Source organism: Pseudomonas sp., from assembly GCF_035554175.1.
Lineage (GTDB): Bacteria > Pseudomonadota > Gammaproteobacteria > Pseudomonadales > Pseudomonadaceae > Aquipseudomonas.
Genome location: NZ_DATMIV010000023.1, coordinates 108,250 through 123,379 on the forward strand (window position 1 = coordinate 108,250; position 15,130 = coordinate 123,379).

Genomic DNA, 15,130 nt, shown 5'->3' on the forward strand with positions numbered 1-15,130 from the left:
GTTGCCAGCTGCCGGTCGGCCCGTTTGCAGCGCCGAATCAGAAGCGATAGCTGACGGAAGTGCCGAGGCCGCTGGCGCTGTTCTTGTATTTGGCGCTGTAGGAACCCTTGCCTGCCGAGGTGTCGTTGATCTCGACGCTCTCTTCCCAGAGATAGGAATAGGCGACGTCGATCGTGACATTTTCCGCTGGGGTCCAACCGGCGCCGAGGCTGAACACCTGTCGATCGCCCGTGGGGATACGCGGGCCACGGTTGGTGTTGTTGGCGGGCGATTGATCAACCGAGAACCCGGCGCGCAGCACCCATTGGTTGTTCAACCGATATGCCGCACCGATTGCATGAGCCCAGGTGTCATGCCAGTTCTGCTCTTCGCTGATCGTGCCCAACTGGCCGCTGAGCAATGGCGGCAATCCGCTGTTTTCGATCGTCAGCTCCTTGAAGCGACTCCAGCGCGTCCAAGTGCTGCCGGCATACAGCGTCCAGTCGTTGTTCAGTTGATGGGTGACCGAGAAGTCCACCGACTCCGGGGTGTCGACGTCCAGCGACGCGTCATAGCTGCGGCCACTGACGCCGAGCACATTGAAGATGCCATCGCTGAGTTTGCTTTTCGCGTCGAGGTGGTAACTGACCTTGGAGTGATAGGTCAGGCCCAGACGGGTCTGCTCGGTGGCCTGGACCATGATCCCGGCGTTGAAGCCCAGCGCGGTGTCGTCGCCGGTGCTTTTGACTTTGCCGTCATTGCGCCCGGGACTCAGCGGATTGGCGACCATCCCCGATAGCTCGCCGCTGATGCGGTTGATGGTCGGGCCGAAGCCGATCGACACTTTGTCGTTGAAGGCATAGCTGATGGTCGGCTGGAACGTCAGCGTGGTGACTTCGCTTTTGTTGGCGTAGTAGCGCCCGGCGAAACCACTGCCGTAGTCGGTGATCAGGCCGAACGGCACGTAGAACCCGACACCGAACGCCCAATGCTCGTCGATCGGCTTGACGTAATAGCCCATCGGCACCGTGGTGGTCGGCACCATGTCACCGTCTTCCTTGCCGCCAAACGTACTGCGGGTCTGGCTGATATCGGACTTCGCAAACAGCGTTGCCTGCCCGACGCTGGCTTGCTCTCTTTTCAGCCGCGCCATGCCCGCCGGATTGCCGAACACGGTACTGGCATCCTCCGCAGATGAAGAACGACCGGCAAAACCGGAACCCATGCCGCTGACGCTTTGCTCATTGAGTGCGAAACCGCCCGCGAAGGCATTGGAAGACGCAAGAATGACAGCCAACCCTACAGGGCGCTTGAGCGTTGTTTTTTTCATTGTCTGGACTCTGTGGGTGTCTCGGAAATGGAATAGCTGAACTGCGACGGCCATGTTATCCGAGTGACCATATCAGTCAACAGTCACGCTTTGGGCGTTCAAAAGTTGCCTCGATGCAGTCGCGTAGAGATCGGGAACTGGCATGGGCAACTGATCCGGGTATTCGGATCAGCAGAGGGTCAAGGCATCAAGCTACGCAAGATGAGGTTCGAGGTCAGCGCGGGTGCCACCTCGATGAAATCCAGATTGTGTTGCAGCATGAGTGGATTGACGAAGGGCCGCAGCGCCAGGTGGATCGACTCGACGGTTTCGTCCAGCGGCGTCCTGCGCTCGAACTCACCCGCCTCGCGCCCTTCACGGACTATGTCGGTGATAAAGCGCTTGATTTGCGCATCGTAACGCTGCGCACTCGGCCAATTCTCGCCAGCCGCAAAGGCTGCGATGTCGTAGAGCTTGCGGTCGTTGAAGAACAGATTCACCCCCGTGGCGATCACGGTTTTTACCAAGCGGCGGAAGCGCTCGGTAGGCGTCAGGTTTTCTTCGTTGATCGCCAGCTCGACCGCCGCAACGATCTGAGCCAGGCAGTTGGCACAGATGGCCTCGCCTATCGCCTGTTTGGAATCGAAGAACTTGTAGATGTACGCCTTGGAAAACCCGATCGCCTTGGCCAGGTCGGAAACCGTGGTCTTGGCGTAGCCATACTGGCTGAAATGCTCGTTGGCAGCCGCGACGATCTGATCACGAATGTCGTGATCGACTGGCCCACGCGGGCCGGGGAAGGATGAGGAAACGGAGGTCTGATTCATGTGGGCAGCTTACTCACCCGACCGCGGACTGACAACGTGTGGCGCTGTATGGATATCGCCAAGCCAGACACCAGTGGGAGCGAGCCGGCTCGCGAAGTTGCACTTGCAACCCCGGGTATGAGCGTGTCACTTGTACGATGTCTTATCACGATGTATTACTAGGCCTCCTAAACAAAAATAAAATCATGGAGACCGCTACATGGACTCATCTCGGCCTGAATACTTTGACCCAGCCCCAGGCAACACCCGCCGCAGCTTCCTGAAAAAGTCCCTCGCTGTTTCCGCGACACTCGCCACCGTCGGCAGCGCCGCACTGACCCGAATCGCCGATGCCGCCGAACCCTTGAGTCAGCGCTACCCTGACCCACTGGTTCACATCCTCGACGACAGCTTCCTCGAACTACGTGTTTTCAACGCCAGTGTCGAAAAGCTCGCCACCGGCATGCGCTGGGCCGAAGGGCCGGTGTGGGTCGGTGATGGCCGCTATTTATTGGTCAGCGACATCCCCAACAATCGCATCATGCGCTGGGACGAAATCACCGACACCTTCACGGTGTACCGCGAGCACTCGAACTTCTCCAACGGCCTTTGCCGCGATCGCCAAGGGCGGCTGATCGTCTGCGAAGGCTCCACCACCACCCGCGAGGGCCGCCGCATTACGCGCACTGAATTCAATGGTTCGATCACCGTGCTGGCCGACAGCTTCGACGGCAAGCCCTTCAACTCGCCCAACGACATCGTCTGCAAAAGTGACGGATCGATCTGGTTCACCGACCCGCCATTCCAGACCGGTAATAACTACGAAGGCCACAAAATCACCCCGACGCAACCCCACGCCGTTTACCGCATCGACGGCCAGAGCCAAAAAGTCACTCGGGTGATCGACGACCTCAACGGCCCCAACGGCCTGTGCTTCTCTCCCGATGAAAAAACCCTGTATGTCGTCGAAGGTCGCGCCAAACCCAATCGCCTGATCTGGGCGATTGCCGTGAACGACGACGGCACACTGGGCGAACGCCGCAAGCACATCGAGGGCCTGGACTATGCCGCAATCGACGGCATCAAATGCGACGAAGCGGGCAACCTGTGGTGCGGCTGGGGCGGCAACGGTGATCCCCGGGCCGACCTGGAAAAACTCGACGGCGTGCGCGTTTTCAATTCGCAGGGCAAGGCCATCGGGCACATTTCACTGCCAGAACGCTGCCCGAACCTGTGCTTCGGGGGGCGCGAAGGGAATCGACTGTTCATGGCCAGCAGTCACTCGATCTACTCACTGTTTGTGAATACTCGTGGTGCCACGTTTGCACTGTAAAAAACCCTATTTCTTAAACACGCCGTGTAAACCAACCAGACAGGCACCTCCAGCGAGCTACGACGCCTTGCGCCATTGCCTACGACTACGCCAGAATCCGCCGGCTTGTGCGCCTCGGGCCGGGGTTCTATCGTTGGCTGGTCACTGAAAACAGTGATCGGGTTTGGTAGCCCGTGTATTCGAGGTGCGCAATATCATCATTTGGCGAAAGTCTTCGCCTGGCATTTTATGGTGGTCATGCGCAGGGCGCTTTCGAGCGCGCCGGTTTTCCTCGTGTCCCGGTCTACCAACCTGTGCATGGCCGCCACCCATCGTTTGGTAGCGAGCGGGTGATGGCTCCTTTTAAGCGGCATGAGGAGATACATCATGTTCAAAGTCACACCAAATCCCCCGACCACCGACCCTACCTCCCCCTACGAATCCCTCGATTCCAGAAAACTTCACGAAGCCGCCGACCGCGCCCTCGACCACTACCTCCAACCCGCCGACGCCATCAAAACCACGCCCTACCAAACCAGTAGCATGTTTATCGCCAACCCGAAAACCGCGACTGAAGAATTGCTGGTCAACGCCAGTGAATCACTGGGCTCGGCCTCGGTGATGCTGGGTGATGTGATCGGACTGGTTGAAGGATCTGCTCGGAAAACCCTGCAAGGTATCGCGCAAGTAGTGATGCTCGGCGAGCTGGCCGTTAATCAGGCGTTGGATAACGTCGTGCCGGTGGAGTAGGCATTCGCCTCGATCTGGCGGCGGTCATTTCCTGCTGACTCGCCGCCGTTCGTTGCATGAATGTCACCCGCCCAGGATTTTGATAATCACTGACCATGGAAGATTATCGCGCTACGGCGACGCATTTGATCTCCACAAGGAGGCCGGGGCGGGCCAGTTCACTGACACCGATACAAGTCCATGCACAAGTGCCCCTGGGAAAGACTGCATCCTTCACGCGTCTGAAAATGGGCATATGGCGCTGCATATCGACGTGATAAGTCGTCATTTCAACGACGTCTTCAAAGTCGCAGCCACCGGCCTCCAGGACAAGCCGGAGATTGGCCCACGCGGCTAGAAACTGCTGCTCAGGGTCTTCGATAATCGATAGATCCGGTGTCCGGCCTACCTGTCCAGCGCAGTAGAGCGTCTTTCCGACCTTTACAGCGGGTGCATAACCCGCACGCTCGCAGAGCAATCTCATGCCATCTGGAACAATGATCTGACGATCAATCATGGTTGTTGAGCCCAAAACCTGAACGGATACGAAAGCTAACCCAGGCGCCAGAGCGGCGTCCACTCGGCTCAATGCTCATTAATCCATCAAACACGGGCAGGTGTGCCAAGCGCACGCCGACGGCTTTCCGACCGCCAACGAGGTCAGACTCTCTGCCAGAAGCGAACCTTTGCCCTCAAGCATCGTCCGAGCTTAAGCGTTTAAGCTAACTGCTGGCCACGAGGTTTCCGTTTGAAAGCTGCCATCGTCAAAAAATACCGTCTGATCATCAAAACCCTGGGCTACGTGGGTTGGGCTTTGTTCTGGCTGTTGCTCTGGGACATCGCCGTCACGGTGGATTTCATGCTGTTTCTCAACGCCAAGCTGAACCTGCCGCTGATGCCGCTGACCTTGCTCGGCTCGGCGTTGATCGTGTTGATCAGTTTTCGCAACAGCAGCGCTTACAACCGCTGGTGGGAAGCGCGGACGCTGTGGGGGTCGATGATCAACAATTCCCGCAGCTTCGCCCGGCAGGTTCTGACACTGCTGGACGACACGGGCAGCGAGGTCAATCCAGTCAAGTCGACGCTGTTGCGCCGTCACGTCGCCTATGTGAATTGCCTCGCCGCGCATCTGCAAGGCCAACCGTGTCCCGAGGAGGTGCGGGCATTCATTCCCGCCGAAGAGTTCGCCCGCAGTGGCACGACCAACAACTTTGCCAACGATATCCTCACCGGCTCGGCGACCTTGCTCGCTCGTGAATACAAGGCCGGGCATCTGGACAGTATTCGTCTGGCGCGGCTTGAATCGACACTGGTAGACCTGTCCAACAGTCAGGGCGGCATGGAGCGGATCGCCAATACGCCGCTGCCCTACCCTTACGTGTACTTTCCAAGGCTGTTTATTTCGTTGTTCTGCCTGATCGTGCCGGTGGGACTGGTGGAGTCACTGGGCTGGTTCACGCCACTGGCATCGACCGTGGTGGGGTTCATGCTGCTGGCCATCGAGCGCATCGGCACCGATCTGCAGAGTCCTTTCCGCCACAGCGAACACCAGATTCAGATGGAAGCGCTGTGCGAAACCATCGAAAAGAATTTGCAGTCGATGCAACGTGATTCGTTGGGTGATGTGCGCAGGCTTGAAGAGCACGCTTGAGGTGCAGTGATCGGTCACCATCAGAAAGATGACTGGCCGATCCCCACTTCTTTAGTAAGAGCTGCAGAGCACTTATTGATAAGTGTCCGCCTCCTCAGCCGGATAAAACTCGCCCTCCTTCCCCAGTTCTTTTAGCCGCTCGCGGGCGATCACCTCAACGCGGGCCACTGCGGCCTGATCGTCAGGATCAACCAACTGCAAGCACAGGCGTCGGACATTCTGATCATGGGTACCCTCGCTGAGCATTTCGTGGGTGAAGACCTGCTCACCCCGCCATAGGCATAACTGGGTATGGGTCCCGCCGAGCCATATCTCGTTGATTGATCCAAGGTCAGTGGTAGCCAGTTGGTCCACGGTAATTGTCTTATCCATCGCGCCGTTCCTTCCAAATGTTCGTGTACAGGTACGACTTGCAGGCATAGCGTGTCGTTCCTCACCACCACCAAGCAATCCTCGCGGCCTCAACACGCCTGGGGCAGAAAGTAATCTGTGGCGAGGGAGCTTGCTCCCGCTGGGTCGCCAAGCGGCCCTGAAAACGGGACTGCTGCGCAGTCCAGCGGGAGCAAGCTCCCTCGCCACGGTTACAGCGTCGTGCTTGATGGGCTCGTAGCGGTCAAAACGCGTCACTGGATTTAAGTTCACCATTGAAACCGCGGCTGTCACCACCACCAAGCAGTACACGTGGGCTCAGCATGCCTGAGGCAGAAAATGATTCTGTGGCGAGGGAGCTGGCTCCCGCTGGGTCGCGAAGCGGCCCCTGAATCGGGACTGCTGCGCAGTCCAGCGGGAGCAAGCTCCCTCGCCACAGTTACAGCGTCGCGCTTGATGGGCTCGTAGCGGTCAGAACGCGTCACTGGCTTTAAGCCCACCATTGAAACCGTGGCTGTCACCACCACCAAGCAGTACACATGGGCTCAGCATGCCTGAGGCAGAAAATGATTCCGTGGCGAGGGAGCTTGCTCCCGCTGGGTCGCGAAGCGGCCCTGAAAACGGGACTGCTGCGCAGTCCAGCGGGAGCAAGCTCCCTCGCCACAGTTACAGCGTCGCGCTTGATGGGCCCCACTTCCAGGGCGCCGAGTACAGCGGGGTCGGGAAAGTATCCGGTTTTTCTGCTTGTCGCGCGCAATCACAACCCTTTATAAGACTGCCACTCCCCCCAAGAACAAGAGGCTGTCCCCATGAGCAACGCCTGGAACGAAGGTTATTTCACCGACGAAGGCTACACCTACAGCTATAGCCGGGAGATCAATCCGGTATTCCAGCGTTACTGCCTGTTGTTGCGCGGCTTTGCCAGTCTGGAAAGCAGCGATGGCGTGCACTGCGAACTGGGTTTTGGTCAGGGCGTATCGGTCAACATCCACGCGACGGCCAATCCGGGTGCGTTTGTCGGCACGGATTTCCACCCGGGCATGGCCGCCCATGCCATCGACCTCGCCGCTGCCGCCAACAATGGCGCCCGACTCTACGACGACAGTTTCGAACAACTGTTGGCGCGCACCGATCTGCCGCAATTCGACAGCATCAGCCTGCATGGCATCTGGACCTGGGTCAGCCGCGACAACCAGAAATTGATCGTCGAATTCGCCCGTCGTCACCTCAAACCGGGCGGCATGCTCTATGTCAGCTACAACTGCTTTCCCGGTTGGTCACCCTCGGCGCCGCTGCGCAATCTGTTCAGCCTGCACGACCGTTTCGCCAACGCCTCGTCGCGCTCCGATCAGCGTATCGACGCCGCCCTGCAATTTTCCGAAGCGTTGCTCGCGGCCAACCCGAAATATGCTGCGGCGGCACCGAGCCTGGGCGCGCGGCTGCAGAGCATCAAAGGCCAGGATCGCCATTACGTCGCTCACGAATACTTCAATCGCGACTGGAACTGCATGTATTTCGCCGACATGGTCGACGCCCTCGCCCCGGCCAAACTCGACTACGCCACCACGGCGGTGCCGCTGGACTCGGTCGATCCGCTCAACCTGAGCGCCGAAGGCATGGATTTTCTGGAAACCATCGAACACCCGATCATGCGCGAACAAGCGCGCGACTACTTCGTCAATCAGCACTTCCGCCGCGATCTGTACGTGCGTGGCGCGACGCGGCTATCCGCAGCCGAACGTCGCGCAAGAATGCTTCACAGCCGTTTCGTCCTGCTGCAACCCGTGCACACCGTAGCCGCCTCGGTCACCGGCCCTGCTGGTGAAGCGACGCTGCAACCGGAGATTTACAATCCGGTACTCGACGCGCTGGCAGCTCAGGACTATGCCGCCAAATCGATGCGCCACTTGCTGTCCGAAGCAAATCCGCTGACTTACGACGACCTCGAGCAAGCGCTCGCGGTACTGATCGGCATGGGCGCTGTCGCGCCGTGCCAGAGCGAGGCTGCCGAAGCGCAGGTCAGCGGACGCTGCGCCGCCCTCAACCTGCAACTGTGCAAACGCTCGCTGTACGGTGCCAATATCCAGACGCTGGCCAGCCCGGTTACAGGCGGTGGCGTGACGGTCAGCCGCTTCCAGCAGCTGTTCCTGATTTCGAGCAAGCAAGGCAAACAGCACCCGGCCGAATGGGCACAACTGGCGTGGGGCGTGATCAGCGAACAAGGCGAGGTGCTCATCAAGGATGGGCAGCCGTTGCTTACCGCCGAAGCGAACATCGCCGAACTGACCGAACAGGCGCAGGTGTTTGCCGAGCAATCATTGCCGGTGCTCAAAGCACTGAAAATTGCCTGACGGCCAAGTTGCGCGGGCAGGCCAGAACTCTCTGGCGCTGCCCGCGTTTCTGATTCAACGCCAAAATTCAAAGCTTTACCAACCGTCCTGTTTCTTGAACTTTCGGCGCTATACCGCCCGTCCAGCTCCTCAGCAATAAACTAAATTTCTGCTCCGCCCACGCCTCACAACTATGCATGCGCCAACGCCCACCAAGGGCGAATGCGCGACAGCCTGGTCTGAGGAGTTTTTGATGTTCATACATAACAAGCGACTTCAATACACCGTCCGAGTTGCCGAACCCAATCCGGGTCTGGCCAATCTGCTTCTGGAACAATTCGGCGGCGCCAACGGCGAACTGGCTGCGGCAGCGCGCTATTTCACCCAGGCTCTGGCTGAGGAAGATCCAGGGCGAAAAGACCTTCTGCTGGATATTGCCACTGAGGAACTGAGTCACCTGGAGGTCGTCGGCTCGATCATCGTGATGCTCAACAGGGGCGCCAAGGGTCAACTTGCCGAAGGCGTTCAGGAGGAAGGTGAACTCTACCGAGCCCTGAATGGCGCCGGTAACGACTCGCACATCACCAGCCTGCTTTACGGTGCAGGCGCACCTCTGGTCAATTCGGCAGGTGTGCCTTGGACGGCGGCGTACGTTGATTCGATCACTGAACCTACCGCCGATTTCCGTTCCAATATCGCAGCGGAAGCACGGGCAAAAATTCTCTACGAACGCTTGATCAACATCACCGATGACCCAGGCGTAAAAGAGGCGCTTGGCTTTTTGATGACGCGCGAAATTGCGCATCAGCAATCGTTCGAGAAAGCACTGCATTCGATCCAGCCGAACTTCCCGCAGGGCAAGCTTCCAGGCATGCCCGAGTTCACCAACAAGTACTTCAACATGTCGGGCGAGCCGAACGTGCGAGGCCCGTGGAACGAGGGTGGCGCATGGGAATACGTGGAAAGCCCCGAGCCGGCGGTCGACGGCGGCGATGGGCTGGCGACGGTGAGTCTGCCTGCCGAGGACGTAGAAGTGCTGGAAGCGATGAAGGCACGCACGGCATCTGATCCGCTCAGCGAGCCGGTTACCGGTGCTGACCTGGGTTCAGGTTATGTGCAAGGCAAGGATATCTGACCTCAGTTTGGCGGCCCCGCACTGGGGTCGCCCCATGCTCAAGGTGAACCCTATGAAAGACACCAAAGTTTCTGCGCTGACCGCTGATCATTTCGAGCATCTGATGGAGCAAGCGTCTGCTGGTTTTGAGCTCGATTGCAAACAGGCCTGTCGAGGACTGAGGGTCAGCATGGCGGTAAATGTTTTCGGTATGGGCACGCTGCTTCCGAATAATTTTGCGGATGAAGACACAAGCAACCCATGGGATTCGCATGCGCAAACCAGCACCGTCTTGCCGGCCATGCCTCTGGTTGCCGAGCGTGCCGCGGCGCAGAGCAAATCGATGGACGTTGCGGAATATTTTCACCAGTAAAGGGAGCGTGACATGAGATCTCACAAAAACCCAGGTTTTCCAACAAGGCTGATGTTCGCGCCTGGCCTTTCGTTTTTGGTGGGTTGCGCGATATTCGCGGCCGGTACGCTGATCCTCTTGAGCGAATTTGCAGGAAGATTCATTTCGCTGTGAGCGTTGCATTTCTGTGTAACGGGAACGTGAATCACCCGAGCATTCAGAACAGCACGGAGGCTGCTTCGCGCATAAAGATCTCGATGGTTTTCGGTCCAATCCCTTCGAACGCGGACAGGCGCTTCTCCAGCGCCTTACAGTCAGCGCTCGCAGCCACGACGTTGCTGACCTTGCCGGCATACTCGCTGTTGAGCTTGTTGGCCAAGGCAAGCAATCGCGACGCGGTACTCTCGTCGTAACGCACATATCGAGCCTGCCCCAGCATCGACACCAATTGGCGGTGCGTGCATTGCGCAAGCTTTTGCGCGTTATCCTTACGATGCTGCTCTACTATGACCTGATACGCCGTGGCAGCAATCGCGCCCTGAATTCTCTTGCCCATCAAAAAACTGGCCAGTAGCCATTTGAACAGGCCGGTCTCATTGGCGTCTCGCAGGTCGATGTTCAAGTCACGGGCCGTGATGATTTTGCTCACCGGTCTCACCTCCAGGCAGCGCGTCCAATACGCATGTTGACCCGACAACACCGCGAACGATCCAATAGCCAGACCTGGCGCTGCGTCGGGCAATAAATTGAATCCCCAACGGCAAAGCGAGGTCATCTTTGAGTAGATGAGAGATGACACGCATAAGGACCCTTATATGCTCGGTCGCAAACTGCCCGACAAGCACGGGCATGACGCCGTAGAAACTGCTCCCATCAAAGCTGTAAACGACATTGCTGCCTTTCGCCTGACAGTGATCTTCATGCTGACGGTCATTCTGGCCTTCCTCGGGGTGGAAGGCTGGCGGACGTGGCGTGACTACCATTCCGCGTTCTCGTCCGCCCGTGATTCGGTCACCAACCTGGCTCGAGCCACTGCGCAACATGCCGAGGACGCGATTCGCCAGGTCGATGTGTTGACCGCTGCCTTGGGCGAGCGCTTTGAGGGCGACGGATTGCAAAACATCAATGCACCGCGCATCCATAAACTGCTGGTTCAGCAAGCCAAACTGATGCCGCAGTTGCATGGCCTGTTCATTTATGGCCCGGACGGGCAATGGATTGTTACCGACAAGGAAGTCATTCCAGACCCGGCGAACAACGCCGACCGCGACTACTTTCAATATCACCGCAACCATACCGACCGAAACGTTCGTATCGGTAAAGTGGTCAAGAGCAAATCCACAGACGACCTGATCATCCCCATATCACGGCGTTTGAATAATCCTGATGGCTCCTTCGCAGGGGTGCTGCTGGGGACGATCAAGGTCAGTTATTTCGTCGACTACTACGGGGATTTCAAAATCGACAACAAGGGCGCACTGGTGCTTGCGCTACGCGACGGAACCATCCTCGTACGTCGCCCCTTTATCGCTTCCGTTATCGGCCAGAGCCTTGCCGACAGTGCGATTTTCAGGAATTACCTCCCGGTTTCCAACGAAGGCATCGCCGAGGTCAAGGCCGTCGTCGACGGTACTGAGCGTTTGTATGGTTACCGGGCCTTGACCACCTATCCCTTGGTTGTGGAAACCGGACTTTCCCGTGAATCGATCATTGCGCCCTGGCGTTGGGATCTGATCAAAACCGGATTCGTTCTGTTGTCCGTTATCTCTGCATTCACGGTTTTCGGGTTGATCGTATTGAAGCAGTTGCGCCAGAGGATGGTGATGGAAAAGGACTTGCGTCGGGCGCACCAGGCCATGAAGGACATGGCACTGACCGACAGCCTCACCGGACTGGCCAATCGTCGACGGCTGGACACGGCGCTGCTCGATGAGATTCGCTTGGCCAGACGGCAGGGTTCGTCCCTGTCGTTGATCATGATCGATGTCGATCACTTCAAACTCTACAACGATACCTATGGGCACGCGGCGGGAGACGATTGCCTGAGCGCGGTCGGCCAAGCGATTTCGCAAGCGGTAAAACGGCCAGGCGATCTACCAGTCAGGTACGGCGGAGAAGAGTTTTCCGTGTTGCTGCCCAATACCGATATCCGCGGGGCAGCCCTTGTCGCTCAAGCGATACTCGAGGCCATTCGGTCGCTGGGCATCGAGCACATCGCTCATCCGCAAGGTCACGTCACGGCCAGCGCAGGTATTGCGGTCGGCAAACCTGGCGAAGAGGACGTGACCCCGGCATTCCTGATCGAGTCGGCGGACAAGATGCTTTATATGGCAAAGCAGAAAGGTCGGGATCGGTACTGCGCGGGCGAAGACGCGTAGCAGACACTGCAGACTTCCAGCCCCCGCGCCTTCAACGGGCGCGCAACATCACGGCAGCGCGAACGCGCTGTACTCCAAACACGGTCATGCGATGGAATTCCTGGTGACTGACTGGCAAGTGCTGACAGTCCATGCCGCGTTTGAGCTTACTGTGATCGACATCGGGATCGTGCAGATAAACGAAGTCCTCATCGCAGCCGGTGATGATCACCCAGTGTGGCGCTTTCAGACGGGTGAAACGGTAGCTGCTGATCAGCACCACGGGTTTGTACCCCGCGGCCAATGCAGCAGCGATATCCAAAGTCGAAGCCAGCACCTGCGCTACTTGCGTGGCAGCCAGGTCGTGGGCAAAACCCTCCTCGACCAGCTGCATGATGGTTTTTTTCTCCGGGCTGCGTACGCCCTGGAGAAACAGCGAGCCTTCGTGGCTGACCTCCAGGCGCACATCGAAACCGCGCCGCCAGGCCGCCAGCGCCAGGCCCTGAGGACTGCAGCCACCGTGTCCCGCCGTCATGAAAATGGTGGTTGCCTCGCGCCACAACTGGATTTCCTCTGCGCGAGTCATGCACCGGGTCGAGTCGATGGCGGCCATTGCCATCAGCAAGCACGCGGCGCCGCAGGTGAACTCGGTGGTCTGCTGGTAAAACGGCACTTGCCGTGCGGGCGGTGGCGTTTCGCGCAGGATGCGTTTCTCGTAACGCAACGCTTCGGCATGGTCCTCGTAATAGTCCTCGACAGTGGCGAAGCGCTGATAGCCATTGGCTTCGTAAAGGCGAATGGCGGCCGGGTTGTCGGCGCGCACTTCCAGCCGAAGCCATGCGCAATTGCGCGCTAACGCGCAGGCCTGGGCCTCGTCGAGCAGGCGCTGGCCAAGATTTTGCCCGCGCCAGGCAGGGCTGACGGCGATGGAATACAAACGCCCAAGCGAGGTTCCACGGTGAAACAGCACCAAGGCATAACCCACAAGCGTTGCGTCTGTGGTGGCGACGATCACAGACGCGTTGGCGCGACTGAGCATCCAGCTGAAGTTGCGCTGATTCAATCGGTCGGAGGTGAAACAGTCCTGCTCCAACGCGACCAGACCATCGATATCGTCCATCGATGCAAAGCGAAAATCAAAAGACATGGCAACACCGTAATTTTTGAGTAACGAACCGGGACAGGTTCAGTGCCCCGTGATTTATTGAAGCGGCGTCTTCTTCAACAGGGATCCATTACTCATGTCAGCGGTGCAAGCCAACGTGAACGAAGTATTAGACAAAACCGAGCATCCGACAATCTCCCTCAGCGAGGAACCTCCCAGTAGCAAACCCTCGGGAAGTCGAATGCTGTTACTCGTCGAGCGCAAGGAGGACTGGGCCGGTTATCTGCCCAGTGAGAGCCTGATGCTGGCTCAGGACTACCTTGAACACAGCGATGATTTTCCTCATCGCACACAGGTCATCAATCTCTGCCGCAACTACAAATACCTCGGCCAGGGGTACTACTGCTCACTGCTGGCCGAAGCGCGCGGCCACAAGGTTTTCCCCTCGGTGCGCACCGTCAGCGAGCTGACCCGCAAAGCGCTTTACGGGGTCGGGTTGAATGATCTGCAACGCACCCTGGAACGGGCGCTGGCCAACCACCCGTACGGCGAGACGGAAGCCTTCACGCTGTCGTTGTACTTTGGCAAGGCCTCGATTGCATCGCTGCAAGAGATCGGTCGTCAGCTGTTCGAAGCGTTCCCCTGCCCCATCCTGCTGGTGGAATTCCGCCGTGGTGAAACCTGGCAGATCGCGGGCATCAAGGCTGGAGCACTGCACAAGCTTCGCGACGAGCAACAACATGTTTTCGCCGATGCGCTGGATGCTTTCAACCGCAGAACATGGCGCCAGCCCGCTTCCAAACGCGTTGCCCGATACGACCTGGCCATTCTGCATGATCCCGACGAAGCACTGCCGCCCTCCAACCCTGCGGCCTTGCAGCGGTTCATCGCAGCGGGCGAACAGATGGGCATTGATGTTGAGCTGATCGAGAAGAAGGATTACGCGCGACTCGCCGAATTCGACGCGCTGTTTATCCGCGAGACAACGCGGGTGGATGATCATACCTACCGGTTTGCAAAGAAGGCTGAAAGCGAAGGTCTGGTGGTCATTGACGATCCGTCATCGATCCTGCGCTGTACCAACAAGGTTTACCTGGCCGACCTGCTCAAACGTCGTGGGCTGGGTATGCCGGTAACGGAAATTCTCTACAAGGATCGTCCGCAGGAACTTGAAAACGTCGGGCGTCGCCTGGGTTTTCCCCTGGTATTGAAAATCCCCGATGGCTGTTTTTCGCGTGGCGTAATCAAGGTGACCGATGCGCAGGCGCTGGCCACTGCCGCACAGGAACTGTTCGAACACTCGGTCCTGCTGCTTGCCCAGGAATACTGTTATACCGAATACGACTGGCGCGTCGGGGTGCTCAACGGCGAGGCGCTTTACGCCTGCCGGTACTTCATGTCCAAGGGACACTGGCAGATTTACAACCACAAGGCACTCCCCGGGGAGATCAACGGCCTGTGCGAGGCAGTGCCCGTCGACTAGGCCCCGCCCGGAGTCGTGCAGCTTGCCGTGCAAACGGCTCGGCTTATAGGCGATGGCCTGTACGGCGTCGACCTCAAGCAGGCGGGGGACCGGGTACTGGTCATCGAAGTGAACGACAATCCCAATCTCGACGCCGGGATAGAAGACGCGGTGCTGGGTGATGAACTGTATCGGCGCGTGCTGCAGGCCTTCACGCAGAGGCTGGAACTCAAACACCGTGGCCAGGCGTGGTGA

The 15,130-nt window shown here is 58.4% G+C and carries 13 protein-coding genes and 1 pseudogene; 8 read left to right on the plus strand and 6 right to left on the minus strand.

Translation table 11 applies throughout. The features are described from left to right. Window positions 1–37: 37 nt before the first annotated feature. Both VNV36_RS12875 and VNV36_RS12880 read right to left on the minus strand, forming a co-directional pair. Window positions 38–1,309 (minus strand): OmpP1/FadL family transporter, encoded by a 1,272-nt coding sequence (locus VNV36_RS12875; RefSeq protein ID WP_325718089.1) that lies wholly within the window; start codon window positions 1,307–1,309, stop codon window positions 38–40. A gap of 179 nt (window positions 1,310–1,488) precedes the next feature. Further along, the gene (locus VNV36_RS12880; protein WP_325718090.1) at window positions 1,489–2,115 is read right to left on the minus strand and encodes a TetR/AcrR family transcriptional regulator; all 627 of its coding nucleotides are present in this window, start codon (window positions 2,113–2,115) and stop codon (window positions 1,489–1,491) included. A 199-nt stretch (window positions 2,116–2,314) separates the two neighbouring features. Here VNV36_RS12880 and VNV36_RS12885 point away from each other — a divergent pair, with 199 nt between their 5' ends. Both VNV36_RS12885 and VNV36_RS12890 read left to right on the plus strand, forming a co-directional pair. After that, complete coding sequence (locus VNV36_RS12885; RefSeq protein ID WP_325718091.1) at window positions 2,315–3,427, plus strand: SMP-30/gluconolactonase/LRE family protein; 1,113 nt, start codon at window positions 2,315–2,317, stop codon at window positions 3,425–3,427. A 366-nt stretch (window positions 3,428–3,793) separates the two neighbouring features. Beyond that, window positions 3,794–4,156, plus strand: coding sequence for a DUF6124 family protein (locus VNV36_RS12890; RefSeq protein WP_325718092.1), 363 nt, complete (start codon window positions 3,794–3,796; stop codon window positions 4,154–4,156). 103 nt (window positions 4,157–4,259) lie between these two features. Here the strand turns inward: VNV36_RS12890 and VNV36_RS12895 are convergent, their stop codons facing one another. Beyond that, window positions 4,260–4,652, minus strand: a complete 393-nt coding sequence (locus tag VNV36_RS12895; RefSeq protein WP_325718093.1) for a RidA family protein — start codon at window positions 4,650–4,652, stop codon at window positions 4,260–4,262. 231 nt (window positions 4,653–4,883) lie between these two features. Between VNV36_RS12895 and VNV36_RS12900 the strand changes: the two genes are divergently transcribed. Next, window positions 4,884–5,786, plus strand: a complete 903-nt coding sequence (locus tag VNV36_RS12900; RefSeq protein WP_325718094.1) for a bestrophin family protein — start codon at window positions 4,884–4,886, stop codon at window positions 5,784–5,786. A gap of 72 nt (window positions 5,787–5,858) precedes the next feature. Here VNV36_RS12900 and VNV36_RS12905 read toward each other — a convergent pair whose 3' ends face one another. Continuing rightward, window positions 5,859–6,158 (minus strand): hypothetical protein, encoded by a 300-nt coding sequence (locus tag VNV36_RS12905; protein WP_325718095.1) that lies wholly within the window; start codon window positions 6,156–6,158, stop codon window positions 5,859–5,861. Window positions 6,159–6,964: 806 nt separating this feature from the next. Between VNV36_RS12905 and VNV36_RS12910 the strand changes: the two genes are divergently transcribed. The 3 genes from VNV36_RS12910 to VNV36_RS12920 all read left to right on the plus strand — a co-directional run bounded on the left by VNV36_RS12910 (window position 6,965) and on the right by VNV36_RS12920 (window position 9,972). Continuing rightward, window positions 6,965–8,506, plus strand: coding sequence for a methyltransferase regulatory domain-containing protein (locus VNV36_RS12910; protein ID WP_325718096.1), 1,542 nt, complete (start codon window positions 6,965–6,967; stop codon window positions 8,504–8,506). Window positions 8,507–8,738: 232 nt separating this feature from the next. Continuing rightward, entirely contained in the window at window positions 8,739–9,620 is an 882-nt protein-coding gene (locus VNV36_RS12915) for a manganese catalase family protein (protein WP_325718159.1), read from the plus strand. A 52-nt stretch (window positions 9,621–9,672) separates the two neighbouring features. After that, window positions 9,673–9,972: a hypothetical protein gene (locus VNV36_RS12920; RefSeq protein WP_325718097.1), complete on the plus strand. Its 300-nt coding sequence runs from the start codon at window positions 9,673–9,675 to the stop codon at window positions 9,970–9,972. 196 nt (window positions 9,973–10,168) lie between these two features. Here VNV36_RS12920 and VNV36_RS12925 read toward each other — a convergent pair whose 3' ends face one another. Further along, on the minus strand, window positions 10,169–10,600 hold the full coding sequence (locus VNV36_RS12925; protein WP_325718160.1) for an HhH-GDP family DNA glycosylase: 432 nt from the start codon (window positions 10,598–10,600) through the stop codon (window positions 10,169–10,171). Between the two features lie 166 nt (window positions 10,601–10,766). Here VNV36_RS12925 and VNV36_RS12930 point away from each other — a divergent pair, with 166 nt between their 5' ends. Next, window positions 10,767–12,329, plus strand: a complete 1,563-nt coding sequence (locus tag VNV36_RS12930) for a sensor domain-containing diguanylate cyclase (RefSeq protein WP_414705510.1) — start codon at window positions 10,767–10,769, stop codon at window positions 12,327–12,329. A 31-nt stretch (window positions 12,330–12,360) separates the two neighbouring features. Here the strand turns inward: VNV36_RS12930 and VNV36_RS12935 are convergent, their stop codons facing one another. Further along, a complete protein-coding gene (locus VNV36_RS12935) occupies window positions 12,361–13,455 on the minus strand; it encodes a GNAT family N-acetyltransferase/peptidase C39 family protein (protein ID WP_325718098.1) in 1,095 nt (364 codons plus the stop codon). Between the two features lie 94 nt (window positions 13,456–13,549). On the opposite strand from VNV36_RS12935, the pseudogene VNV36_RS12940 reads away from it, so the two are divergent. Then, window positions 13,550–15,130 (plus strand): annotated as a pseudogene (locus VNV36_RS12940) (RimK family ATP-grasp domain-containing protein).